Genomic DNA, 24,606 nt, shown 5'->3' on the forward strand with positions numbered 1-24,606 from the left:
AATATTCGTTAATCTTTCCATAAAAAAAATTATCAATATAAATCAATAATTAATGTAGGCTTCATTACGGAGAAAATTAATAAATATTCATATTTTTTGCAGGGATATTCATAAAAACAACGGAAGGTCGTCGTGGTAAACAGAGTACAAACTACTTACCACGCGTGATATTGATCGAGAGAAAAAAGACATCAACAACGGTTAAGGCAGAGATAGACGTTCAATCCCGGCTCGGAGGAGTCCAGATAGAGTTTGCCGCCGTGCAGATCGGTAATCGCCTGAACCAAAGACAATCCTAGCCCATAGCCAGACTGAAACCAGGTATCCAGCCGCTGAAAACGCTGTAGCGCTTTGGCGTGCTGTGCAGGCGGAATGCCCGGACCACGGTCAGCAACGCTTAGGGCGATCCATCCGCGATAAAGCGTCACGCTCAACGTGATGTATTTCCCCTGTGCCGCGTATTTCAGCGCATTTTCCACCAGATTTGCCAGCGCCTGAAACAGCAGTGCACGGTCGCCAAAGAGCTGGATTCCGGCTTTGATTTCAATCTTCAAGCGACAGCCGCGCGTTTCCGCCAGCGGTTGATAATATTCGGCAATTTCTTCCAGTAGTTGGCGCGCCTCAATGTTCTCAAACTGGTGCACGCAGCGCCCGCTTTCGATTTCACCGATACGCATCACGGTACGGAACAACCCAAGGATTTTATGTACCTCATCCACCGCCAGATTCAATTCATCACGAATGTCGTTATCCAGCCCTGCACGCTCAGTCAGGTTGAACAGACGATTTTGCAGATGCGTCAACGGAGTACGCAGCTCGTGCGCGACATGGCTCGAGGTATTGCGCACTTGCTCCATCAGGCGTTCAATCCGTTCCAGATTCTGGTTAATATCGGCGCTCAGGCTGTCAAAATCATCGTCGTAAGGCGACAGCGGCATGCGTACCTGTTGCTCACCGCTGCTGTAGCGATGCAGCGCCGCGCGGATTTTCTCCACGCTGCGCAAGCTACGTAAGCTGAAATGGCGGCTGACAAACAGGCAGAAGAGCAGCACGATAAATAATCCCGCCCCCGCCACGAGCGGGATCGTCCTCACCCGCTCTAACATGGGCCGAATGTTGTAAGCGGTAAACAGCACGCCCCCATCATCCAACATGACGGACAAACCGATCAGATTAGGGCCGTCTGGGCTGGAAATTTCGGCTTTAAGACAGCTGACATCCATCCGGCAATCAGTATGCTGACGCATTTCAAAAGGATGCATGTTGGCAGAATCAGGCGTTAGTGGGGGTGTTCTTAAAGAATCCGTGTTTAATGAATGCGTTCTTAATGGATGATTATGATACAGAATATCGCCGTGTTTATTCATCACCAGAAACAGCGGTAATTCATCTCCCTTCGCGCGATTATCCTGCCGTAATTGCGCAATCAGGCTATCAGCATTCGTTAAACGCGACTGCATCGAGTAATCGTAAATATTACCCAGAATAACTTCACGGACATGCGTTCGAATCAGTGTTTCGCTTAATGAACTGAAGCCGACAATACACATCAGCATCATCAATAAGAACAGAAAAACAATGGTTATTGCCTGACGAAAATTAGAGGTGCATAAAAAGCCGGGGTATTGGCTTGCCCCCAGTAATTGCCAGTGTTTTATTTTTATCTGCCAGCGCTGCCCCAGCCTCTTTATTTTTATTTTATTCAGCGTGGCTGCCAACATCCGTTTTGTCCTTATCTACCGCGCCTAATGCGTAGCCCATCGCTCTCAGCGTTTTAATTAATGGACGAGGGAATCCTTTATCAATTTTCGACCGCAGCTTTGACATATGAACGTCGATTAGATTGGTTTGCGGATCAAAATTGTAGCCCCATACACGTTCTAACAGCATTGTGCGCGTAATTGCCTGACCCGGATTTTCCATCAATATAATCAGTAACTTGATTTCTTTATCTGTCAAGTCAATGCGCTTACCGCCGCGCCATGCTACGCGCTGCATACGGTCGAGTTGCAGATCTTCAAAAGTCAGCATAGAGGGATTATCGACATGGCGTTTACCGCGTCGCGCCATAATATCCAGACGTAATCTAAGCTCATTAAAATTAAAAGGCTTGCCGAGATAGTCTTCAGCGCCAAGCTCTAACCCCATCACCCGATCGACATCACGATCCAGCGCCGAGAGCAGCATAATAGGCGGATGACGTGACCCTTGTAATTCACGTAATACCGTAAACCCATCCATGATGGGGAGCATTCTGTCCAACAGAACGACATCATAAACTTCATCCTTGATCGCTTTTAATGCGTGTGCGCCATCGTGCACCATCCGGCAAGAATGGCCGTGGGAATGTAATTTAGACCCGAGCCAATGGCACAGCACAGAATCATCATCAACCACTAATACACGCATAATTTTCCCCTATAAACGTGGCTTATTACCTAATTAATTCAGGGTTAATGTCCGTTTATTTTTTACCTGGTCCTTCAAACAGCCATTCACCCCACACGATGTTGATACCGTGCGGGCCGTTTTTTATTTCTGGTTTTCTACTGCTAAACTTTCTATTTATGAGAATTGCCCTACAGATAATAACAATCATTATCATTTAGTGACAAGCAGTTTACAATCGCCTGACGGAGTTCTTAGGTTGAGCGCATAAAAAACATCCCCATCGCTTACGCCATGGGGATGTAGAGGAAGGAAAGAGAAGAGAAAGAAATCAACGCGGTAGCGGGGAGCGCCTCACTGCGTCTTACTCATTTTCGATCAAGAGCGCTTCCATCAGATCGAGATCGCGCAGCATTTTTTGCAACGTTTCATTGCTGATCTGCTGCGTGGCCCGCAGGTGGTACAGCTCCGCACGTTCAGAATTCAGCGCAGTCAGACGAAAACGCCGTTCAAGATCTTCAATCAACATGCCGTTTTCAGGATCGTCTTTATTGATTAGCCGTCGACGTAGATTACCAATGACACGTGCGCTGACTTCTTTCAGCACCTGCTCATCAATGTTTTCCTCTCGATCGGCAGCCAGACGCTCCTCCATTTTGTGCATGCTTTTGATCGCCACCTCCGCCACGGCCATCCGCGCCATGCGGATTTCTTTGGCATGCGCCGCTTTGTCCGCCACTACCACACCGCGCAGCAGAAACGGTAGCGCCAGTACGCCACACAGCAGAGAGAACAAAATGACGCCCGTGGCGATAAACACCAGCTGATAGCGTGACGGAAACGCTGTGCCGTCAGTCAGCAACAGCGGAATAGACAGCACACCCGCCAGCGTAATCGCCCCTCGGACGCCGGCAAAGGAAGCGATCCACAGTTCACGCGTGGAAAACTCGGCGAATACCATCGGGCGCTTTTTTTGGATGTGCGTGCTGTATGTTTTCATCATCCACAGCCAGCTAAAACGTAGCAGCAATAAGGCACCATAGATGATCGCAATATCGGTAAACAGCATCCAGGTTTCAACCGTTGGATCCAGCTCCGCCTGCGTAACCGAAGTTTCCAGAATGCCCGGCAATTGCAGACCCAGCATGATGAACACCATGCCGTTGAACACAAATTCCAGCATCGACCACACGCCGTTGGCACGCATTCTCATCGTCAGTGGCGCGCTACGAATCACACCTGACTGACCAATCGTCATCCCCGCCGCTACCGCAGCCAAAATGCCCGACACACCGATGTGTTCTGCAATCAGATACGACGCAAAGGGCAGCAGCAGCAGCAGTACGATCTGCGTTGCGGCATCATCACCGCTCCAGCGGCTGATAACCCGCAGCGATTTACCAAATATCCAGGTCACGCCAACGCCTGCCAACAGCCCGCCCAGCGCTACCTGAATAAATTCCAGCGTCGCACCGGAAACCGTAAATACCATCGTCCCCATCGCAATAGCGACAGCAAACTTCAGCGACACCAGGCCGGACGCATCATTCATCAATGCTTCGCCCTGCAAAATGCCCATTAGCTTTTTCGGAATGCGATCTTCACCCACGATACCAGACAGTGCAACGGCATCCGTCGGCGACAGCACGGCAGCCAGCGCAAAAGCAGCAATCAGCGGCATTCCCGGCACCATCCAGTAGATGAAATAGCCGATGCCAACCACGGTAATCAGCACCAGAACCAGCGCCAGACCGATAATTTCCCGACCGTGCCTCAGGAACTCACGCGTGGGTGTTTTCCAACCGTCGGCAAACAGCAGCGGAGGAATGAAAAGCACCATAAATAGTTCAGGATTAAAATCAACGTGCAACCCAAACTGGGGCCAGGCAAGGATAGCACCCAGCGCGATTTGCATTAAAGGCAGAGGAACTTGAAAAGGTAAAATGCGCGTAACCACCCCGGACAGCGAGACAACCAGGGTCAAAATAAGAATCGTAAAAAATATTTCCATGCTTTCCTTAGACGTACTCCTAAATCAAAAAATTCTGCCTGCGAGCGCGTGAACTGCCCTTCCATATTTAACGCATTTAGTCCGGTATGAAAATGGATTTCTCGGTAAAGAAGAGAGGTTTCATCCTAAATAATTCAAGCTGCAAGAAGGCGGCGACACAGCGAATCCCCGGGAGCTTACATCAGTAAGTGACTGGGGTGAGCGAGGACAAATCGGCTAAGCCGATTTGAACGCCGCTAGCGGCAGCCCTTCAGGGCGAGGCTCAGAGATGAGCCGAGTATTGCCAACGCACATGCGGTTTGAAGTATGACGGATAATTACTTTCTTGATTATCACACAAGTAACATCAACCCAAAGCCAATAAAAGGGCACATAAAATCGCATTTGACGCCGGTGATGATGAAGGAGGGAAAACGGGGAATGACAGACCTTCTGGACCGAGCCAGAAGGTCTGTTGGAAGGGATTACAGCGCCCAGCCGCCAGCGTAGAACACCACCAGTGCGACAGCGATAATCACGGTGCCGATGTTCAGTTTACGCCATTCGCCGGAACAGATGCGTCCTAATACCAACGCACCAAAGCCCAGCATGATACCGGTCACGATGTTACAAGTCAGTACGATGAATACGGCACATACCAAACCGGACATCGCATCAACGAAATCATCAAAATTCAGCTTGGAGACGTTGCCCAACATCAGCAGACCGACGTACATCAGCGCTGGCGCGGTAGCATAGCCAGGGACCAGATACGCTAACGGAGAGACAAACAGCAGCAGCAGGAACAGCACACCAACTACCGTTGCCGTTAAGCCCGTTTTACCACCGGCTGCCGTACCCGCTGCGGATTCGATGTAGACCGCTGCCGGTGACGTTCCGACCAAGCTAGAGAAAATGCTGCTCACGGAGTCTGCGGTCAGAGCCTTACCACCGTTGATGATTTGCCCGTCTTTATCCAGCAGATTTGCCTGTCCGGCTACCGCACGGATCGTACCCGTAGCATCGAACACCGCGGTCATTACCAGTGCCAACACACTTGGCAGAACCAGCGGCTGCAACGCGCCCATGATATCAAGGCTGAAGATCAGCGATGAACCGTCGGCAGCCGTCAGGCTCGGCAATGCAAAGAAGCCAGCGTATTTTACGTTCGGATCAAAAATCAGTCCCAGAACAGAGATCACGACGATAACCAGCAAAATACCGCCCGGTACGCGACGCTTCTCTAAACCGATGGTCGCCGCCAGCCCCAACAGAGACATAATGACGGGGAAAGAGGTGAAGTCGCCCAGCGCAACTGGCAGACCGTCAATCGGGTTTTTTACCACCAGACCCACACCGTTGGCGGCAATAATCAGCAGGAACAGACCGATACCAATCCCTGTACCGTGTGCCACACCCAGCGGCAGGTTACGCAAGATCCATGAACGGATGCCCGTGACGGAAATGATGGTAAACAGCACACCCATCAGGAAAATCGCACCCAGCGCTACGGGAATACTGATTTGCTGTCCCAGCACCAGACTGAACGCGGTGAATGCGGTCAGAGAAATCGCACAGCCAATCGCCATCGGCAGATTAGCCCACAACCCCATCAGCAGCGATCCCAGTCCGGCAACCAGACAGGTCGCAACGAATACGGCCGCTGGCGGGAAGCCAGCCTTGCCCAGCATACTCGGCACCACAATCACCGAGTAAACCATGGCCAGGAACGTCGTCAGGCCTGCTAACACTTCCTGACGCACGTTACTGCCGCGCTGTGTAATTTTGAAAAAAGCATCAAGCGAGCCTTGCGAGCCAGCCTGACGGGTGGTGTTTGGCATAGTGGTATCCCCTGAAATGTCATTATTATTTAAGATCAATACTGAACGGCTCCCGTGGCCTTGCTCTGCGAGCGCGCCAACATTACAGACACACGATGAACCGTATAGCCCTGCACGCAAACGATTAGCTCGCTGAATGCAGAACCGGAAAAACGTTACTGTCTCAAGACATTGCCGACCCAAAACAGGCTGTACTAAAACAAGCTGGTTAAGACGATGGCAGGCAATGCGAAGCGCACGATTATCCCGCTTCCCTTGCGCTTATTTCAACTGCTAATCGAGACAATTTACCTATCTCACTTCATCTTTCCGATAAGGAAATGCGCAGCCAGTACAGGTAATCGTCAATCCGATAACTCGCTAAAAACGCACCAGTATGAAGAAAAAGCAGAAAGGGTTATTAGACGAAAATCAAAACAGCGGTTTACCCTTCACAAACTGATCGTTCATTTTTTTGTGATTCACATCACAAAAAAGTTGACCCTCCGTATCAGGGCGAGTATTCTTAAAAACGTGAACAGCATCACAGAAAACAAATCACCTAACAACGAGGAAATGACCATGAAACTGCTGAACAAAATCATCGCTATGTTTGAAAATATCAACATCAACTTTGGTACTTTCAACCAATAATTATTTAAGAATCGTGGGGATAAAAAGATGCGCGTTGTCCGCAAAATCAATCAAATATTAAAAGCGTTGGGCAAAACCTATCGCGGTGTTAACCCCCACGCTATCTTCCGTTAATCGTACTCAGAGTATGTTAACCACCCTAAAATGGCTGCCCTCCGGCGGCCATTTTTGTTTGTGGTATTCAGTGTGCTTTACTGCGCGATATAGGGATGATTCACACGCCAGTGCTCTGCAATGTCCTGACGACGACAAATCCATACGCGCTCATGCTGCTGGATATAGTCCAGGAAACGCTGTAGGGAACGAAAACGTCCCGGCCTGCCGAGTAAACGACAATGCATACCGATGGACAGCATTTTTGGTGCAGTCTCCCCTTCGGCATAAAGCACATCAAAGCTGTCTTTCAAATAGCTGAAAAACTGATCGCCGCTGTTAAACCCCTGCGGTGAGGCAAAACGCATATCATTGGCGTCAAGGGTATACGGCACAATAAGGTGCGGATGCACATCACCAGTACTTTTTTTCACTGGCATCCAGAACGGCAAATCATCACCATAGTAGTCGCTGTCGTACCAAAAACTGCCTTGATCGACCACCAACTGACGGGTGTTGGGGCTGTCTCGACCAGTATACCAGCCCAATGGCGGCTGACCGAATAGCGCGGTGAGCACATCGATCGCTTTATTCATATGTTCACGTTCTGTTTCAATATCCATATTTTGATAATGAATCCAACGCCAGCCGTGGCTCACCACATCATAATTAGCCGACTTAATTGCATGCACAATCTCAGGATTACGTGCCAATGCCATTGCGACGCCAAATACCGTCAGCGGCAGACCGCGTCGCAGGAACTCCTGATGAATGCGCCAAAACCCTGCGCGAGAACCATATTCATACAGTGAATCCATTGACATATGGCGGTCGGGATAACTCGCTGCGCCAATAATATCGGACAAAAACTGTTCGGAGCCCGCATCGCCATGCAAAACGTTATTTTCTGCGCCTTCCTCATAGTTCAGCACAAACTGAACCGCAATTCTGGCATTTCCGGGCCAGTTAGCCTGCGGTGGCGTTCCCGCATACCCAATGAGATCGCGTGGATAATCACGGTTAATCGCATCAATTAATGCGGCAGATTCTTTTATCATCGTCTGATTTCCTTAACGCAATGTACTGAAAATGCCGCTTAACGGCTTGGCGGTCGGATAATCCAGATCGCCGTGCTTACTGGTTGTCAGCCCCAGAGCTGACAAAGACTCAATCAATTTGACAGCCGCGCTGACACCGTCAATGACGGGGATCGCCAGTTCATGGGTCAGATCTTGTGCCAGGTCGGCCATTCCGCCACAGCCGAGTACAATGGCTCCGATGCCATCATGATGCAAAGATTGTATACAATATTCGCGCACTTTCTTCTGTGCGATATCGCCATCTTGCTCTAGCGCGAGCACGGGTAAATCGATGGCATGCAGTGCGGCACAGTGATGCTCAAAGCCATAACGCTGTAATAAATGGCGGGCGATAACGACGGTTCGCGGCAGCGTGGTGACAATAGAGAAACGCGTTGCTACCAGTGTCGCCATATGCATGGCCGCTTCCGCAATACCAATTACCGGCTTGCTGGCAACCTCTCGAGCTGCGAGCAGTCCTGGATCGCCAAAGCAGGCGATGATATGTCCATCAACACCCTGCGCTTTTCCCTGCTTTATCTGTTCCAATACGCCAACCGCGGCAATGGCTTCATCAAAGTGCCCTTCAATAGAAGGCACACCCTGAGAAGGCGACACCGCCATAATCTCCGTTCCAGGGGCAGCAACAGCACGGGCAGCCATCCCGATCGTTTCCGTCATAGCAAGGCTAGTATTGGGATTAATCACCTGAATCAACAGCGATTTCATGCGAGCTTCTCCTTAAAATGGCCGAACAAGCGGCAAAAATCAGGCTCGGTATTTTCATCCCTGTCAAAACGCAGGCTGGCAACAATATCGTCGAAATGCCGAGTCATCGCCTCGGACAGCGCTGTAGCATTTTTATCACGCAGCAGTGTGAGAAGGTCATGGTGATCGTGACACCGGCACCCTTGCTGCCATGGGGCCCCATAAGCAGCAATGACCAGCGATGAGCGCAACGTCAGTTGCGAGACAATTCCCGTTAACACTGCGTTGCCAGAAATCGCCTGTAGCTGAATATGGAACACGGCTGACAGACGAATAGCTTCCGCCCCATTTTTATCAGCATGCGCTTTCTGTTCCGCGATATTCAGCTTATTCAACGCGGCCAAATGAGGCGATCGACAGTGCGAGATCACCTCAGACAGATTGGCACATTCGATAAAACGGCGCGTCTTAAAAATTTCTCGAGCTTCTTCCACCGAAGGCGTCGCTACCTGTGCACCACGTTTGGGCGTTAGCGTGACCATTTGCACCACCGCAAGACGCTGCAACACTTTTCTGATCCCCGTTCTGCTCACGTCAAACACATCAGCCAGCGCTTCCTCCGGCAACTTTGTTCCAGGCAACAGTTGATGTTCAACAATCGCGTTGAGCAGTGCCTGGTAAATAACGTCATCTTTTTGCTGTGAGAATGCCGCGCTTTCAAGTCCGTAGGTGTAGTTCATCTCATTTTCTCGTTGTAACAGCATCCATAAATCGTACACACGATAGATCATTAATGTATACAAAAAAGTGAATTCTGGCCTGATTCATGCAACGTCGTTTTATATACAACGTCATTCATTTAACGATCAGAGTAAAGGGAGCAGATTCCATGCCAGAAAAAATTAGCGCGGATAATGGTACTGATACGTACAGCCCGAAATTATGCAATGCGGATCTGGCCCCGACCCGCGTTCAAACATGGTCCTGGTACAATATTTTTTCATTCTGGATGTCGGATGTGCACAGTATGGGGGGCTATGTTGTCGCAGCCAGCTTTTTCACACTGGGATTAGCAAGCTGGCAGGTACTCATGTGCCTACTGGTGGGGATCTGTATTGTGCAGATTTGTGCCAATCTGGTTGCTAAACCGAGCCAGATGGCTGGCGTTCCTTATGCCGTGGTCTGCCGTCAGGCATTCGGCGTATTCGGTGCCAATATCCCCGCCGTGATACGAGGTTTAATCGCCTTTGCATGGTACGGAATTCAGACCTACCTCGCTGCCCATGCCCTAATGCTGGTCCTACTAAAGTTCTACCCGGATCTCGCGCCGCTAACGCAAACACACTGGCTCGGGCTGTCGGCGCTAGGATGGATGTGTTTTGGCATCATGTGGTTTCTGCAAGCCATGGTGTTTTGGCATGGCATGAACGCGATTAAGCGCTTTATCGACTTTGCCGGCCCCGCAGTCTATGTGGTCATGACGCTGCTGGCCGTCTGGATTATTTACCAAACCGGATGGGAAAATATTTCTTTTACACTGAGCAGCAAAACACTGACGACCAGCGAACAGACCTGGCAGATGCTTACCGCGACAGCGCTGGTGGTTTCCTATTTTTCCGGCCCACTATTAAATTTTGGCGACTTTTCTCGCTATGGCAAGAGTATGCAGGAGATTCGCCGCGGCAATCGTTGGGGACTGCCGTTTAATTTCCTGCTGTTTTCTATCATCACCGTCGTTATTGTTTCAGGAACCCAGTCACTGTTTGGGCGTATGATTACCGATCCCATTGAAACCGTCACACACATTGGCAGTGGCTTTGCCGTTGCGCTTGGCGTACTGACCATGATTATCGCGACTATCGGGATTAATATTGTCGCCAATTTCGTCTCGTCGGCTTTCGATTTCTCCAACTGCTCGCCACAGCGCATCAGTTTCCGCACTGGGGGTATGATCGCCGCGGTCGGTTCTGTCCTACTTACGCCCTGGAATCTCTTCAATTCACCGGAGCTGATTCATTACACGCTCGATGTACTCGGTGCCTTTATCGGCCCACTATTTGGTATTCTGCTTATGGATTTCTACGTTATCAAAGGCGGGAAAATCTATGTGGACGATCTCTTCGATGCGACGCCGAAAGGACGATACTGGTACCGAAACGGGTTCAATCCGAACGCGCTGATGGCATTAATTCCTGCGGTAGCCATCGGTCTGGTCATCAGCTTTACTCCACAGTGGCGCGATGCAGCCAACTTCAGCTGGTTTATCGGCGCATTCCTGGCGGCGGGCTGCTACCGTTATTTAGCACGCCACGAGCGCGTCGGCGCGGCTAAAAAATCCTTTGCTACCCGTGGGATGCTGTTAGAGAAAGAGTAAGAAACAACGGGCGCCGCATAGAGAATCCTGCGGCGCCGCCTTATCAAGCGTAGAGTGAAACTTCGCCTGTTGGGCGAGTTTTAAAACGACGATGCAGCCAGAGATACTGTTCAGGCGCGCGCATGATTTCTTTCTCAATCACCTTATTCATATAGCAGGCCGCCGCCTGTTCATCATGATAAGGATAACCCTGTAATTCAGGCTGAATCACCAGTTGATAACCCAGAGCATCGGGCTTACGAATCAGCACAGTCGTCATCATCGCGGGTTTTGCCAGACGGCTGATGGTGTAGGTGCCGCTGGTGGTCGCCGCATTTTTCACCGCAAAGAAAGGCGCAAATACGCTACCTTTAGGGCCGTAATCCTGATCGGGAGCGAACCATACCGCTTCACCACGTTTCAGTGCCTGCACCATACCACGCAGATCTTTACGGTCGATCATCGCCTTGTTCGAGCGAGAACGTCCCCAGGTTTGCACCATTTCCATCGCTTTATTGTTGTGCGGACGGTACATTGCCATCATCGGCTGACACAACCCCATCGCCCTACCGCCAAGTTCCAGCGACATGAAGTGAATACCAATCACCATCACGCCCTGACCTTTTGCGGTGGCGCGCTGTAAATGTTCCAACCCTGAAACATCAAACCAGTGGCGCACGCGACGATCGGGCCAGAACCAGGCCATGCCAGTTTCGACCAATGCCATTCCGAGAGAGGCAAAGTTGCTGTCGATCATGGCTTCCCGTTCGTCATCGGAGATCGTGGGGAAACATAGTTCAAGATTGCGTCGAGCAATCGACACTCGACGTTTAAGAAAGAGACGGGATAAACGACCTGCGCTGCTTCCGATTTTCATCAACAGCGGATAAGGAAGTTGGACTAATAAAAACAGCACGCCAAGACCGAACCAAGTCGTCCAATAGCGTGGGTGGAGTAATGCCCTGGTAAATGTTTGCTTAATCTTCATGATACTCATCTTTAAGTGATTAACAGCGTACCGCATAAAGAGTCGTTCTCATCGCGCTACATCTATCATGACACTTATTTATCGGGATCGTTTCAGCTGTGTGGAAAACTTACTTCTGACCGTTACCGCGCATAAGGTTAAAAAGCAGGATAAACATGCTGATAACACAGAGGGAATGTTGCACAGCCGATGAACGGCTGACGGTAGAATCTATTATACCTGATTCAGGTTTAATTAAAGAGTAGCCCCCAAGAAATATTCATCAGCATGAGTGACTAACCCCAATGAGCAGATGCACGATGATGGGGCAAGTTTTCACGCCACCCTGCGCCATTACAAGAAAAACCCCCGCATTCAACAGAGTATTATTCTGTTATCCGAAACACGCAAACGGTTACGAATATTAGCAACCGTTTGCAAACAGGAAAATAACGCTATTTTTTCATTATTTTGAATTTTTGTTGCGCAACAAAATAAAAATCCAATATTTACAAACACATAATTAAAAATCAATAAATTTATACACTGGCATGTTATTTGCAAATTTCTCGTCATCTGCGGCAAAGGCATAGCAGCGCGTAGCTCATTTACGTGCAGGCTAAGCACACGAAGGAATGCCTTCGTATAAAAAGAGGTTTCACGATGACGATGACTTATACCCGTGCATTACGCAGCCAGTTTTTCGACATCACTGGCCTGGCGACGCGGCCAGATGACATGATGAAACTGAGCCGTAACCTTGACGATGGATTGCTATTCCTGGACGGTAGCCATATCGCTGCACTAGTGGAATGGGAAGAGGGACGCCACTGGTTGCGCCATCCAACAGACTATATCGATTATCGCGACAAGCTGATTGTGCCTGGCTTTGTCGACACGCATCTCCACTATCCTCAAACCGAGATGGTCGGTGCCTGGGGAGAACAGCTGCTAGAGTGGCTGCAAACCTATACTTTTCCAACGGAAAGCAAATATGCTGACAGTGACTATGCTGCCGCCATGTCGGTCTTCTTTCTCAACCAGCTACTTGCTAACGGGACGACCACAGCACTGGTATTCGGCACTGTGCATCCAGAATCGGTAGAAGCGCTGTTCCGTGCAGCAAGCAGTCTTGAAATGCGTCTTATCGCAGGCAAGGTGATGATGGACAGAAATGCCCCACCTTATCTGATCGAAACGCCAGAACAGAGCTATCAACAAACTCGCGACCTGATTCTACGCTGGCACAATACTGGTCGTATTAACTACGCGCTGACACCCCGTTTCGCACCAACATCCTCACCGGAGCTCATGCGCGTGATAGAACAGTTGCGGTATGAATTTCCTGATGTCTGGCTACATACCCATTTAAGTGAAAATACCGACGAGGTGGCGTGGGTAAAAACACTCTGGCCCGAGCACAGCAGCTACCTTGGTGTGTACCACCATTATCATATGACCGGCAAACGTAGCGTCTTTGCCCATGCGATTCACCTTGAACCGTGTGAGTGGGACTGCCTGCGTGAAACAGACTCCGCCATCGCCTTCTGCCCCACCTCAAACTTATTTCTTGGGAGCGGTCTCTTTCCGCTTCATACCTGTCTCGATCACGGCGTACGTGTGGGGATTGGCACTGATATCGGTGCGGGCACAACGTTTAACATGCTGCAAACCCTTGGAGAAGCCTACAAGGTCGCTCAACTGCAAGGCAGCAAGCTCCATGCCTGTCAGGCTTTCTATCATGCGACACTCGGCGGGGCTCACGCCCTCGATCTCGATCGTTACATCGGCAATTTTATGCCGGGCAAAGAGGCGGATTTCGTGGTGCTGGATCTGGCCGTTAGCCCGCTGCAAAAAATGCGTCTGGCGAACAGCCATGATATCCATGAGAAGCTATTTTTACTGATGACGTTGGGGGACGATCGCAATATCTGGCATACCTGGGTTAATGGCCACTGCGTCTGGCGTCAGGATGACGTGGAGGACGCCGCATGATCCAGTTTTTGCTGAACCAAACGCTGAAAACAGTAACGGATGTGGCACCGGATACCACAATACTGCGCTGGCTGCGCACGCAGGAAAGACGCAGTGGAACCAAAGAAGGATGTGCGTCGGGTGACTGTGGCGCCTGCACCGTGGTCATCGGCGAACCAGCAATAGAAGGCATGACCTACCAGACTGCCAATAGCTGTATCACGCTGCTGAGCCAACTTCACGGCAAACAGTTGCTAACAGTAGAAGATCTGGCTGACAACGGCCTACTTCACCCAGTGCAACAAGCCATGGCAGACTGCCATGCTTCCCAATGTGGGTTTTGTACACCGGGCTTTGTGATGTCGACATTTGCATTGCAGAAGTCCGGCTGTCCAGGCTCCCTACACGCGATTGAGCAACAGTTAGCGGGCAACTTGTGTCGCTGCACGGGCTACCGACCTATTATCGCCGCCGCACAGCAGGTCTGCGGACGTGAAGTGAACGATCGTTTCGAGACACTCGCACAACAAACCGCAGGTCGGCTACGTGAAATACGGCTGAAGGCAATCGAAAATCATCCAGATCAAACCTGCCTGCTTCCCACTACGCTATCGGAACTGGCGGCGCTCTGTCTGCGCCATCCCTCAGCCTCTTTGTTGGCTGGCGGCACTGACTTAGCCCTTAACGTAACTCAACACCACCAGCGTCTTGAGCGCATCATCGCCCTGCATCAAGTCGAGGCGCTGAAAGCCATCACGATAACAGATCGCACGATCGTACTCGGTGCAGGAGTCACACTTCAGCGTTGCCAGCACGCTCTGGAAACACTGATTCCAGCCTTTAGTCAGGCGTTGTCGAGATTCGCTTCCTGCCAGATACGCAATCAAGGTACGCTGGCGGGAAATCTCGCCAATGCCTCACCAATTGGCGACGGCGCGCCGATGCTACTGGCACTCAATGCCCATCTGGTGCTACAGCGCGGCGACCAGACGCGTGAGCTTCCCCTCGATCAGTTTTTTCTTGCCTATCGTAAAACCGCCTTACAGCCGGGCGAGTTTATCCGCGATATCGTCATTCCTCGCAGCGGAATTTCCCCATCCTTCGCCGCCTGGAAAGTGTCTAAGCGGCGTGATGACGATATCTCCACGGTCTTTGGCGCATTCAATATCCTGGTAGAAGAAGGCCGGGTAGTGGAAGCGCGTATAGGATTCGGCGGCATGGCAGCAACACCATCACGAGCAATGACGTGTGAACAAGCGTTGCTATACCGCCCTTTATCTGATGCCTTAGATTCTGCCTGCGCCGCGCTGGCACAGGATTTTTCACCGCTAAGTGATTTTCGCGGCAGCGGAGCTTATCGCCTCGCTATTGCACGAAATCTGCTGCGGCGCTACGTCTTGCAGCAGTCCCACCCGCAGACGGCTCTGGAGGTTGATGCCTATGTCGAGTAATCCAGAACAACTGTCCGAACGGATGCTGATGGAACAGTTTCATCGTGAATTGGCAGACGGTGCGGGGCGTAGGCAGAAGCACGAAAGCGCAGACAAACACGTGAGCGGTCAGGCTGAATATGTGGATGATAAACAGACATTGCCCGGATTATTACATCTCTGTCCGGTACTGAGCGAACACGCCCACGCCCGTATTCTCAACGTTGATACGCAGGCGTGTTTGGCTATGCCGGGCGTGATTCGGGTTCTGGGGTGGCAAGACGTCCCCGGTGAACTGGATGTCGGGGCACTGGCACCGGGCGAACCGCTGTTTGCCAAAGAAACGGTGGAGTATCACGGTCAGGTTGTGCTGACCGTCGTAGCAGAAACCTGGGAAGCAGCGCAGGCTGGAGCCAGGGCAGTAAGCATCACCTACCAGCCTCTGGAAGCCGTGCTGGATGTAGAAGAGGCACTACACCGCGAGTTTTGGGTGGAAGCGCCGCATGTACATCAACGCGGAGAAGTAGAGACGGCGTTGACTCACGCACCTCACCGTATCCAAGGTCAGTTTCATATTGGCGGGCAGGAGCATTTCTATCTGGAGGGACAGATAGCGATGGCCTTGCCGGGAGAAGACAACAGCCTTCAGATTTTCTCCTCCACGCAACACCCTACCGAGGTACAAAAACTGGTTTCATCGGTACTCGGTATCACCATGAACAAGGTGACCGTCGATATGCGCAGAATGGGAGGAGGATTTGGCGGTAAGGAGACGCAAGCGGCGAGTATCGCCTGCCATGCCGCTCTGGCGGCTCATCTGACAGCACGCCCCGCAAAACTGCGTTTGAGCCGTCGTGATGATATGCGGACAACCGGTAAACGGCATCCCTTTTTCGTTCGTTATGATGTTGGCTTCACCGATGACGGCATGCTGCACGGTGTGGTCATCGATCTGGCGGCAAACTGCGGCTATGCGCTCGATCTTTCAGGTTCGATCTGCGATCGCGCGATGTTTCATGCGGACAATGCCTACTATCTCGGTGATGCACGCATCACAGGCTATCGCTGCCGCACGCATTTGGCCTCCAATACCGCCTATCGCGGGTTCGGCGGCCCGCAGGGTATGGTGGCCATCGAGCAAATTATGGATCGCATCGCTCGCGAGCTGGGGTGCGATCCGTTGACGATTCGCCAGCGTAATTACTACGGCAAAACAGAGCGTAACATCACACACTATTGGCAAACGATAGAAGACAATCCCCTATCAGTAATCACCCAGCAGTTGGAGCAACGCGCAGATTATCAGGTACGCCGTGAAGCGATCCGCACATTCAACGCAACCAGCCCGATTCTCAAACGCGGTCTGGCACTCACGCCTGTAAAATTTGGTATTTCCTTTACCTCAAGTTTTTTAAACCAGGCGGGCGCGTTAATTCTGATCTACACCGACGGCACGGTGCAGTTGAACCACGGCGGTACTGAAATGGGGCAAGGACTGAATACGAAAGTCGCGCAGGTCGTGGCTGAGGTGCTGCAAATTCCCCTGGAAACCATTCAAGTCACCGCCACGAATACAGGCAAAGTGCCTAATACCTCCCCGACCGCGGCTTCATCAGGTGCCGATCTGAACGGTAAAGCGGCGGAAATCGCGGCACAAACGCTAAAAACGCGGCTGACAGAGATGTTGTGCCGATTGCACCACTGCGATGAACAGGACGTTGCCTTTCGTAATGGAATCGTCCAGGTGCCGGGAAAATATTTTCGTTTTGCTGATATCGCCAACATGGCGTGGCTCAATCAGGTTCCGCTCTCCGCTACCGGCTTTTACAAGGTTCCCGGTATTCACTACGACCGTGCCGCAGGACGAGGCCAACCGTTTTACTATTTTGCCTATGGCGCGGCCTGCTCAGAGGTGATTGTCGATACTTTAACCGGAGAATATCGTCTGCTACGCACAGATATTTTGCATGATGTGGGGCAGTCACTGAATCCCGCACTGGATATCGGTCAGATTGAAGGGGGCTTTATTCAAGGTGCCGGATGGCTCACCTGTGAAGAACTGGTCTGGAACGAGGATGGACGTCTGCTTACCGACAGCCCTATGAGTTATAAAATCCCGGCTATCAGCGATATCCCCCCCGATTTTCGCGTTTACCTGCTGGAAAACCACGCCAACCCACAGCAGACCGTTTATCGTTCAAAAGCGGTTGGCGAACCCCCTTTCATGCTCGGCATATCCGTCTGGTGCGCATTACAGGATGCGGTGGCAAGTGTCGCTGGCTATCATCAACACCCGCATCTTGACGCCCCCGCCACGCCAGAACGCGTATTCTGGGGAATACAGTCGCTGCGGGAGGCACCATGAACGATACATGGATTACGATACTGAATGATTTATACACCCGTCATGAAGAATGCATTCTGCTCACGCTGCTGGGCGAGCAAGGATCGGTTCCCCGCGATGGTGGAACCAAAATGATCGTCACACGGCAGGATAGCTGGCTGACCATCGGCGGCGGCAATCTGGAATACCAATGCATCGCCATTGCACGCGATATGTTAATACACCATGCCACCCAGCCACGTATTGAACGTTTTAACCTCGGCGCGAGAGCAGGACAGTGTTGCGGCGGGATGACAATGGTGTTGCTGGAGCCACTCATTCTGCCGCAGCCGCACATCGTGGTCTTTGGTGCCGGACATGTTGGCCGTGCACTGGTGTCGTTACTTGCCACCCTGCCCTGCCGGGTGTCGTGGGTTGATGAGCGGAACGAGATGTTCCGGCACATGCCGCCGGGGGTGATCGCCCGGCATCTGGATGACCCAGTGGATGCGGTGACAGACAGCCCCGCTGGGAGCTATTTCGTGGTCATGACGCACCATCATCCACGCGATTTAACCTTGGCAGAGGCGATTCTGAAACGGGGCGATTACCGTTACTTTGGTCTGATAGGATCGCAAACGAAACGCCAGCGTTTCAGCTACCAGCTAACCGGAAAAGGCATCAGTGAATCACAGCTCGCGACGATGCGCTGTCCGGTCGGCCTGCCTGACGTGAAGGGGAAACTGCCCGCAGAAATTGCCGTAGCAATCGCCGGAGAAATTATTGCCGTCTATCATCAGTCATCAACTGCCGCGATAGGTTGACCAGGACCACGGTGAAATCAGAAACGGCAGATGATAGTGTCCACCTGAGGCGCTGAGTCGAAAATCAATCTGCGCCTCGACAAACAGCGATTCGCGCTTGGCTTCAGCGAACCAGTCTCCGATGGCGGCGGTCAGGCGGTAATGTCCCGCGGGTAACGGCTCGTTCACAAACGCCGCAATACGCCCATCGCCATTGGTGACGTCTTCAGCGATGCTGCACCAGCACGCGGCGTCATGCCGTTCTAAGCGAACCTTTACCCCAATAGCAGGGTGACCTAATGCAATGTCCAGAATATGGGTACTCAGCGTGCTCATGGGTTAAATATTCCTTTCAGTCTCAATAATGTGATTTCCCGCAGTTGAGCCAGAGCTTCCTGCGTTTCCTGTTCCGGCGTGTGTTGTAGTCTTCTTTCTACGATATCCACTATCTCCTCAGCGCTACGCCCTTTGGCACGGACCAGAAACACATAACCAAACCGTGCCTCATAGCGAGCATTCCCCTCGTGCAGTGCTCGCGCCAGCATCGCGTCCTGAGGGTTAACCGCAGCCTGCTCTTGTCGAGAGAGTTTCGCTTCCTGCGTATCTCCGGCCGCTTTTTCGCCAATACGTGGATGAGTACTGAGCGCCAGCATCAGGTCTTCAGGTTGCCAATCGCGGCTTGCCTGCTCTCCGGCATCCAGCACATCGGTAATGTGTTGATAAGGGCGCCCGCGAGCGACCCGCCCAACCCAATCGGAGAGTGCCACACAGGGTAACAGCAGCGCCTCCGCGTCTTCTCCGCTCAACTGATTAAAATGCTCAAGTGAGATCATTACACACGACTCCTCTGACTCAATATCAGCGCATTATTAAGCGTCTGGTTCCTTAACATCTGTTGGATAGGCGCTTCATGATTCAATGCCTAGCACAAAGTGCGCCACTTTCACCGCCACCCGACAAATCTGCTGCATATCGTGTGTAGCGCAATGCAGGCTGCAACACCATTACCGTTTTTTCGCACCGTTGATTCCCGCAAACCGTTAACGCCCTTTCATTGCGCAATGTGACAGCAATGTTGCACTGTCGTTGTGCATTTATTGCACGTCTTCGTCGTTTACCCCGCAGTCACACTGCACTTAGCCAGTGAATACAAATTGGTACTAAAGTTGCAAGAAAAACACAGATTGATACAAACGTTGCAGGTTGTCGACAGATAACGGACAAGACAAGCCAGAGGAAAAATGATGAAAGCAACAATCATTGGTGCGGGTATTGGGGGGTTAAGCGCGGCCGTCGCCCTAAAAAAAGCGGGCATCACGTGCGAAGTATTTGAAGCAGTTCGCGACATTAAACCAGTCGGTGCCGCTATTTCAGTTTGGCCGAACGGCGTCTCCTGTATGAACCACTTAGGAATGGGCAGCATTATGACGCGCTTCGGTGGTCAGATGCACTACATGGCCTATCAGGATTACCGTGAGGGGCAAACGATGACCCGCTTTAGCCTCAGCCCGCTGGTCGAACAGGTCGGTGAGCGACCTTACCCTATCGCCCGTGCCGAGCTGCAAAGAGGAATGCTGGATTTCTGGGGACGGGACACGGTGCAGTTTGGTAAACGCGTCGAACGCGTTGAGCAGGATGAACACGGCGTTACCGCCTGGTTTACCGATGGCTCCCACACGCACAGCGATATTTTAATCGCTGCCGACGGTACCCACTCTACGCTCCGGTCGCATGTGCTGGGGTACACACCGGAACGTCGCTATGCCGGTTATGTGAACTGGAATGGTCTGGTGGACATTGACGAACAGATTGCTCCCGATAATCAGTGGACCACCTTTGTCGGAGAAGGCAAACGCGTTTCATTGATGCCGGTTTCTGACGGGCGGTTTTACTTCTTTTTCGATGTTCCACTCCCTCAAGGTTTACCGGAAGATCGCACCACGGTACGCGCCGATCTATTACGCTATTTTTCCGGCTGGGCACCACAGGTGCAACGACTGATCGCCGCCATCAATCCCGATACGACCAACAGAATTGAAATTCACGATATCGAACCCTTTCCCCAATTAGTGCGCGGGCGCGTAGCGCTTCTGGGCGACGCCGGCCATAGCACCACGCCAGATATCGGTCAGGGCGGATGCGCCGCACTGGAAGATGCGGTAGTGCTGGGCGAGGCACTGCACCATTGTGCTGCTCACCACGCCGATATTGAAGCTGCACTTCTGCACTATCAGTCGCTGCGCAGCCCGCGCGTCAAGGAACTGGTGCTCAAGGCACGTAAACGCTGCGATATCACCCATGGCAAAGATAGTGCGCTGACGCAGGCCTGGTATGAAGAACTGCGCACGGAAACTGGCGAACGCATTATTGCCGGGCTGTGCGATATCGTGCGCGGAGCCCCACCCAGCGTTCAACAATAAGATCGTTCACTTTCACTCTTGAGGAACCTGCGATGCTGCCAACATTATCCAAGCTATACCAACTAGGCGCTAGCGCTTTGTTTTCATGCTTACTGCTGCTTTCTCAGGCGCAGGCGGCTGAACCTGTAAAGGTTAAGTTTTCTTTGGACTGGCGTTTTGAAGGGCCTTCCGCACCGTTTTTGATGGCAAAAGCGAAAGGCTATTTTGCGCAGGAAGGTCTGGATGTACAGATCGACTCGGGTAATGGTTCTGCGGGCGCAGTCACCCGCGTAGCCACGGGCGCTTACGACATGGCCTTTGCAGATGTCAATGCGCTGATAGAGCAAGAGGCGAAACACCCCGGCACAGGAATAAAAGGCGTGTACATGTTGTATAACACCACGCCAGCCGCCATTTTTCTGTTAAAAAGCAGCGGTGTTACCGAACCGAAAGCGCTGGCAGGTAAAACCATCGCGGCTCCCGTTTTCGATGCCGGACGTAAAGCCTGGCCCGCTTTCGCGAAAAAAGTCGGGCTGAATAACGATGCCGTCACCTGGCAATCTTCCGATCCTACGGTCACCCCCAATCTGCTGGTGCGTAAAAATGTGGATGCCATTGCCGGTTTCTATTTTACCAGCCTGCTAAACCTCGAAGCGCGCGGTGTCAAGGCGGACGATCTGGTGATTTTCCCTTATGCCCAATACGGCGTCGATCTCTACGGCAACACCCTTATTGCCAGCAAAAAAATGCAGGAGGAGCATCCAGAGGCCATTAAAGCCTTCCTGCGCGCCTTCAATAAGGCGGTGAAAGAGACGTTAGCCGATCCCGTGGCTGCGGTGCAATACGTTAAAGCACAGGACTCGCTAATCAACACAACGCTGGAAACCCGGCGCTTGCAAATGGCATTTGACCAACTGGTCGTCACACCAGAGAACAAAAAGATCGGGCTGGGAGATGTCGATCCGGCTCGTATGCAGCGCGCCATTACCGACGTAGTCGAGGCATTTGGCCTGAAAAACACGCCTGATGAATCAACCCTATTTACTTCTGCATTCCTCCCGCCACGTGCGGAACGTGATGTCCCATAAACACTTCAGGTGGTGATGAATGAGTTTTGTTAAATTCGAAAAAGTGAGTCTGGGCTACAACAGCAGCCAACTGGCGATCAAAGAGATCGATTTCAGTATTGAGGAAAATGAGTTTGTCGCACTGGTCGGCCCATCAGGTTGCGGAAAATCAACATTTATGAAGCTAACATCAGGGTTGATTGCCCCGACGGAAGGTTATGTTTTCGTCAATAATCGTGAGGTCGCCGGGCCGCAGAAATGTGTCGGGATGGCATTTCAAGCGTCTAATTTACTCCCCTGGCGTACCACGCTGGAGAATGTCATGTTGCCCATGGAGATTGTGGAGCCTTACCGCTCCACATTCCGTGCCAAGCGACGTGAATACGAGCAGCAGGCGCGGGACTTGCTGAAACGGGTGGGGCTGGCAGGCTGCGAGCATAAATACCCTTGGGAACTGTCTGGGGGGATGCAACAGCGGGCATCGATTTGCCGGGCGTTGATTCACAAACCCCGTCTACTGATGCTGGATGAACCCTTTGGCGCGCTCGATGCCTTCACCCGCGAAGAGCTATGGTGCATGGTACGCGATCTCTGGCAGGAAGAGCCGTTCACCGTGGTATTGGTCACCCACGATCTGCGAGAGGCCGTCTTTCTGGCGGATACGGTCTACGTCATGAGCACGCGCCCCGGACAGATCCTTGCACGTCGTGAGATCGAGCTGCCTCGCCCGCGCGATCTCCAGATTACCTACACCGATACGTTTTCCCGCTATGTATTTGAACTGCGAGAACATATCTCTTCACAGCGCCATACCTAAAGGAGAACGCTTCACTATGTCACGAGCAACACTCATAAGACTCGCCCCGTGGGGACTTCTGCTTTTACTGGGGGGGATCTGGCAAATGGTCGTCGTCGGATTGCAGGTGCCGAGCTACCTCTTTCCTTCGTTGAGCGATGTCTACCGTTCACTCATTACCGACTGGCAACCTATCGCTGCCCACTCGTTGCAAACCCTTTACACCACGTTAGTGGGGTTTGCACTGGCTGTTGTGGTCGGGGTATTGCTGGGCGTCGCTGTCGGGGCATCGTCGCTGGTTTACAAAGCTGTTTATCCGCTACTGGTCGGGTTTAACTCCATCCCCAAAGTTGCATTTGTACCCGTACTGGTAGTCTGGTTTGGTATTGGAACAATACCGGCCATTGCAACCGCTTTCCTCATCTCTTTTTTCCCTATCGTTGTCAATGTGGCAACGGGCCTGGCAACCGTCGAACCGGAGATGGAAGATGTACTACGTTCCCTCGGGGCATCTCGTCTCGATATATTGAAAAAAGTCGGCTTACCTCGCTCTCAGCCCTATTTCTTTGCGTCGTTAAAAGTAGCCATCACGCTGGCATTTGTCGGTTCGGTGATATCAGAAACGGTCGCATCCAACTTAGGGATTGGCTATTTGATGATGTCAGCCAGTTCCAACATGAATATGGCACTCGTCTTCGCCGGGTTGCTGGTCATCGGCGCCATGGGTGTCGTGATGTATGAAATATTCGCGTTTATCGAGAAAAGAATGACGCACTGGGCACATCGCGGGTAAAAGCCATCAACCGAATGCGCCCCAAGAGATACATAGCGCATTCTTTCTAAAAGTACAGCGATGGTGATATTCCCTCACCGCTGTACTCTCATTCCGTGCAATATCGCACCTGACATTTTACTCGCGAGTCGATTTGATACTTATAGATAGATATTAAATCCCTCTTTCTTTGTCCAGCGCCACAATAATAGCGAGTGATTTTTTCATCAGTGCTTGAGAAATCATGATTCTCTTGGGAATTACGCCGATATACTTTTGAAGTGAAGTGCATAGAACACGAAACATAATGCATTGATATTAAAATACATTAACTATCTACACCCGCTGTAACCATACACATTTCTATACACATTCACTCTCACTTGAATTTTACCGCCAGCTAAAACTGGATTTTGGTAGAAAAAAGAAAATGTATGAAATCGCATTCATTAATGGGTATAAACGTTGTCCACTCTGGTTTCGCTCATCGCCATCATCCAGCAGTCATTTATCACCTATCGTCATATGAAGCTTCGCCGCCAGTCATCATATCAGGCAGGTCAAGGGATACTGTTTTCTTCTTACCCGAATTAAATCCAAATCAAATAATTTCCACGATAATCATATTCCAAATAACCATTTAAAATCATACACATTGCACGATAACGGCTATTGACTCATTGACTAAAAAGTGCAGAAATTATCCCTCCCATAAGGAAAAAGGATTTATGGGGCAGGATTATGGATAACATTAAGGAATAAATAATGGCAAATTTGATCTATCTAAAGCTCACAGGCATCAAACAAGGCCATCTACACCACGAATGCCATCGAGTCACTGAACAGCGTGATCCGTGCGGCCATAAAGAAACGCAAAGTGTTCCCGACGGACGACTCGGTACGGAAAGTTGTTTATCTGGCGATCAAAGATGCGTCAAAAAAATGGAGTATGCCGATCCAGAACTGAAGGCTGGCGATGAGTCGTTTTAT

At 51.3% G+C, this 24,606-nt stretch carries 20 protein-coding genes and 1 pseudogene; 11 read left to right on the plus strand and 10 right to left on the minus strand.

The features are described from left to right. Positions 1-191: 191 nt before the first annotated feature. From KP22_RS09085 to KP22_RS09100, 4 genes are all read right to left on the minus strand, one after another. A complete protein-coding gene (locus KP22_RS09085) occupies positions 192-1,721 on the minus strand; it encodes a sensor histidine kinase (RefSeq protein ID WP_039323849.1) in 1,530 nt (509 codons plus the stop codon). After that, a complete protein-coding gene (locus KP22_RS09090; protein WP_039303447.1) occupies positions 1,699-2,409 on the minus strand; it encodes a response regulator transcription factor in 711 nt (236 codons plus the stop codon). Before KP22_RS09090 ends, KP22_RS09085 begins: the two co-directional genes overlap by 23 nt. Positions 2,410-2,752: 343 nt before the next feature. Next, positions 2,753-4,399, minus strand: a complete 1,647-nt coding sequence (locus KP22_RS09095; RefSeq protein ID WP_039323852.1) for a Na+/H+ antiporter — start codon at positions 4,397-4,399, stop codon at positions 2,753-2,755. Positions 4,400-4,863: 464 nt separating this feature from the next. Next, positions 4,864-6,219 carry an NCS2 family permease gene (locus KP22_RS09100; RefSeq protein WP_039303442.1) on the minus strand — a complete coding sequence of 452 codons (1,356 nt, stop codon included), beginning with the start codon at positions 6,217-6,219 and terminating at the stop codon, positions 4,864-4,866. Positions 6,220-6,435: 216 nt separating this feature from the next. Here KP22_RS09100 and KP22_RS09105 point away from each other — a divergent pair, with 216 nt between their 5' ends. After that, positions 6,436-6,852 carry a hypothetical protein gene (locus KP22_RS09105; protein ID WP_039323855.1) on the plus strand — a complete coding sequence of 139 codons (417 nt, stop codon included), beginning with the start codon at positions 6,436-6,438 and terminating at the stop codon, positions 6,850-6,852. 191 nt (positions 6,853-7,043) lie between these two features. On the opposite strand, the gene puuE is transcribed toward KP22_RS09105, so the two are convergent. Genes puuE through KP22_RS09120 form a run of 3 tightly spaced genes read right to left on the minus strand, consistent with a single transcriptional unit; the run spans position 7,044 to position 9,472 of the window. Further along, positions 7,044-8,003, minus strand: a complete 960-nt coding sequence (gene puuE / locus KP22_RS09110) for an allantoinase PuuE (protein ID WP_052012500.1) — start codon at positions 8,001-8,003, stop codon at positions 7,044-7,046. A gap of 12 nt (positions 8,004-8,015) precedes the next feature. Further along, positions 8,016-8,753, minus strand: a complete 738-nt coding sequence (locus tag KP22_RS09115) for an aspartate/glutamate racemase family protein (protein ID WP_039303435.1) — start codon at positions 8,751-8,753, stop codon at positions 8,016-8,018. Beyond that, positions 8,750-9,472 (minus strand): GntR family transcriptional regulator, encoded by a 723-nt coding sequence (locus KP22_RS09120; protein WP_039324025.1) that lies wholly within the window; start codon positions 9,470-9,472, stop codon positions 8,750-8,752. The genes KP22_RS09115 and KP22_RS09120 overlap by 4 nt, the downstream gene beginning before the upstream one ends. Positions 9,473-9,621: 149 nt before the next feature. Between KP22_RS09120 and KP22_RS09125 the strand changes: the two genes are divergently transcribed. Beyond that, on the plus strand, positions 9,622-11,106 hold the full coding sequence (locus tag KP22_RS09125) for an NCS1 family nucleobase:cation symporter-1 (RefSeq protein WP_052012501.1): 1,485 nt from the start codon (positions 9,622-9,624) through the stop codon (positions 11,104-11,106). Between the two features lie 43 nt (positions 11,107-11,149). Here KP22_RS09125 and lpxP read toward each other — a convergent pair whose 3' ends face one another. Further along, positions 11,150-12,073 carry a kdo(2)-lipid IV(A) palmitoleoyltransferase gene (lpxP, locus tag KP22_RS09130; protein ID WP_039303432.1) on the minus strand — a complete coding sequence of 308 codons (924 nt, stop codon included), beginning with the start codon at positions 12,071-12,073 and terminating at the stop codon, positions 11,150-11,152. 642 nt (positions 12,074-12,715) lie between these two features. Here lpxP and guaD point away from each other — a divergent pair. From guaD to xdhC, 4 genes are read left to right on the plus strand one after another with little or no spacing between them, the layout of a single operon-like run. Beyond that, a complete protein-coding gene (guaD, locus tag KP22_RS09135) occupies positions 12,716-14,047 on the plus strand; it encodes a guanine deaminase (RefSeq protein ID WP_039323858.1) in 1,332 nt (443 codons plus the stop codon). Further along, complete coding sequence (xdhA, locus tag KP22_RS09140; protein ID WP_039323861.1) at positions 14,044-15,477, plus strand: xanthine dehydrogenase small subunit; 1,434 nt, start codon at positions 14,044-14,046, stop codon at positions 15,475-15,477. The genes guaD and xdhA overlap by 4 nt, the downstream gene beginning before the upstream one ends. Beyond that, complete coding sequence (gene xdhB / locus KP22_RS09145; protein ID WP_039323864.1) at positions 15,467-17,821, plus strand: xanthine dehydrogenase molybdopterin binding subunit; 2,355 nt, start codon at positions 15,467-15,469, stop codon at positions 17,819-17,821. The genes xdhA and xdhB overlap by 11 nt, the downstream gene beginning before the upstream one ends. Then, a complete protein-coding gene (gene xdhC / locus KP22_RS09150) occupies positions 17,818-18,603 on the plus strand; it encodes a xanthine dehydrogenase accessory protein XdhC (RefSeq protein ID WP_039323866.1) in 786 nt (261 codons plus the stop codon). Before xdhB ends, xdhC begins: the two co-directional genes overlap by 4 nt. Here xdhC and uraH read toward each other — a convergent pair. Together uraH and uraD are read right to left on the minus strand one after the other, a co-directional pair. Beyond that, positions 18,583-18,918, minus strand: a complete 336-nt coding sequence (uraH, locus tag KP22_RS09155) for a hydroxyisourate hydrolase (RefSeq protein WP_039323868.1) — start codon at positions 18,916-18,918, stop codon at positions 18,583-18,585. The genes xdhC and uraH overlap by 21 nt on opposite strands. Continuing rightward, on the minus strand, positions 18,915-19,415 hold the full coding sequence (uraD, locus tag KP22_RS09160; protein WP_039303414.1) for a 2-oxo-4-hydroxy-4-carboxy-5-ureidoimidazoline decarboxylase: 501 nt from the start codon (positions 19,413-19,415) through the stop codon (positions 18,915-18,917). Before uraD ends, uraH begins: the two co-directional genes overlap by 4 nt. Positions 19,416-19,826: 411 nt before the next feature. Here uraD and hpxO point away from each other — a divergent pair, with 411 nt between their 5' ends. From hpxO to KP22_RS22165, 5 genes and pseudogenes are all read left to right on the plus strand, one after another. Beyond that, positions 19,827-21,002, plus strand: coding sequence for an FAD-dependent urate hydroxylase HpxO (gene hpxO / locus KP22_RS09165; protein ID WP_039303411.1), 1,176 nt, complete (start codon positions 19,827-19,829; stop codon positions 21,000-21,002). A gap of 32 nt (positions 21,003-21,034) precedes the next feature. After that, a complete protein-coding gene (locus KP22_RS09170; RefSeq protein WP_039303408.1) occupies positions 21,035-22,069 on the plus strand; it encodes an ABC transporter substrate-binding protein in 1,035 nt (344 codons plus the stop codon). Between the two features lie 19 nt (positions 22,070-22,088). Then, positions 22,089-22,865 carry an ABC transporter ATP-binding protein gene (locus KP22_RS09175; protein ID WP_039303404.1) on the plus strand — a complete coding sequence of 259 codons (777 nt, stop codon included), beginning with the start codon at positions 22,089-22,091 and terminating at the stop codon, positions 22,863-22,865. Positions 22,866-22,881: 16 nt separating this feature from the next. Continuing rightward, positions 22,882-23,637, plus strand: a complete 756-nt coding sequence (locus KP22_RS09180; protein ID WP_039303401.1) for an ABC transporter permease — start codon at positions 22,882-22,884, stop codon at positions 23,635-23,637. Positions 23,638-24,421: 784 nt separating this feature from the next. Beyond that, positions 24,422-24,583: pseudogene (locus KP22_RS22165) on the plus strand (transposase); the annotation flags it as partial. Positions 24,584-24,606 lie beyond the last annotated feature (23 nt).

It is taken from the genome of Pectobacterium betavasculorum, from assembly GCF_000749845.1.
Lineage (GTDB): Bacteria > Pseudomonadota > Gammaproteobacteria > Enterobacterales > Enterobacteriaceae > Pectobacterium > Pectobacterium betavasculorum.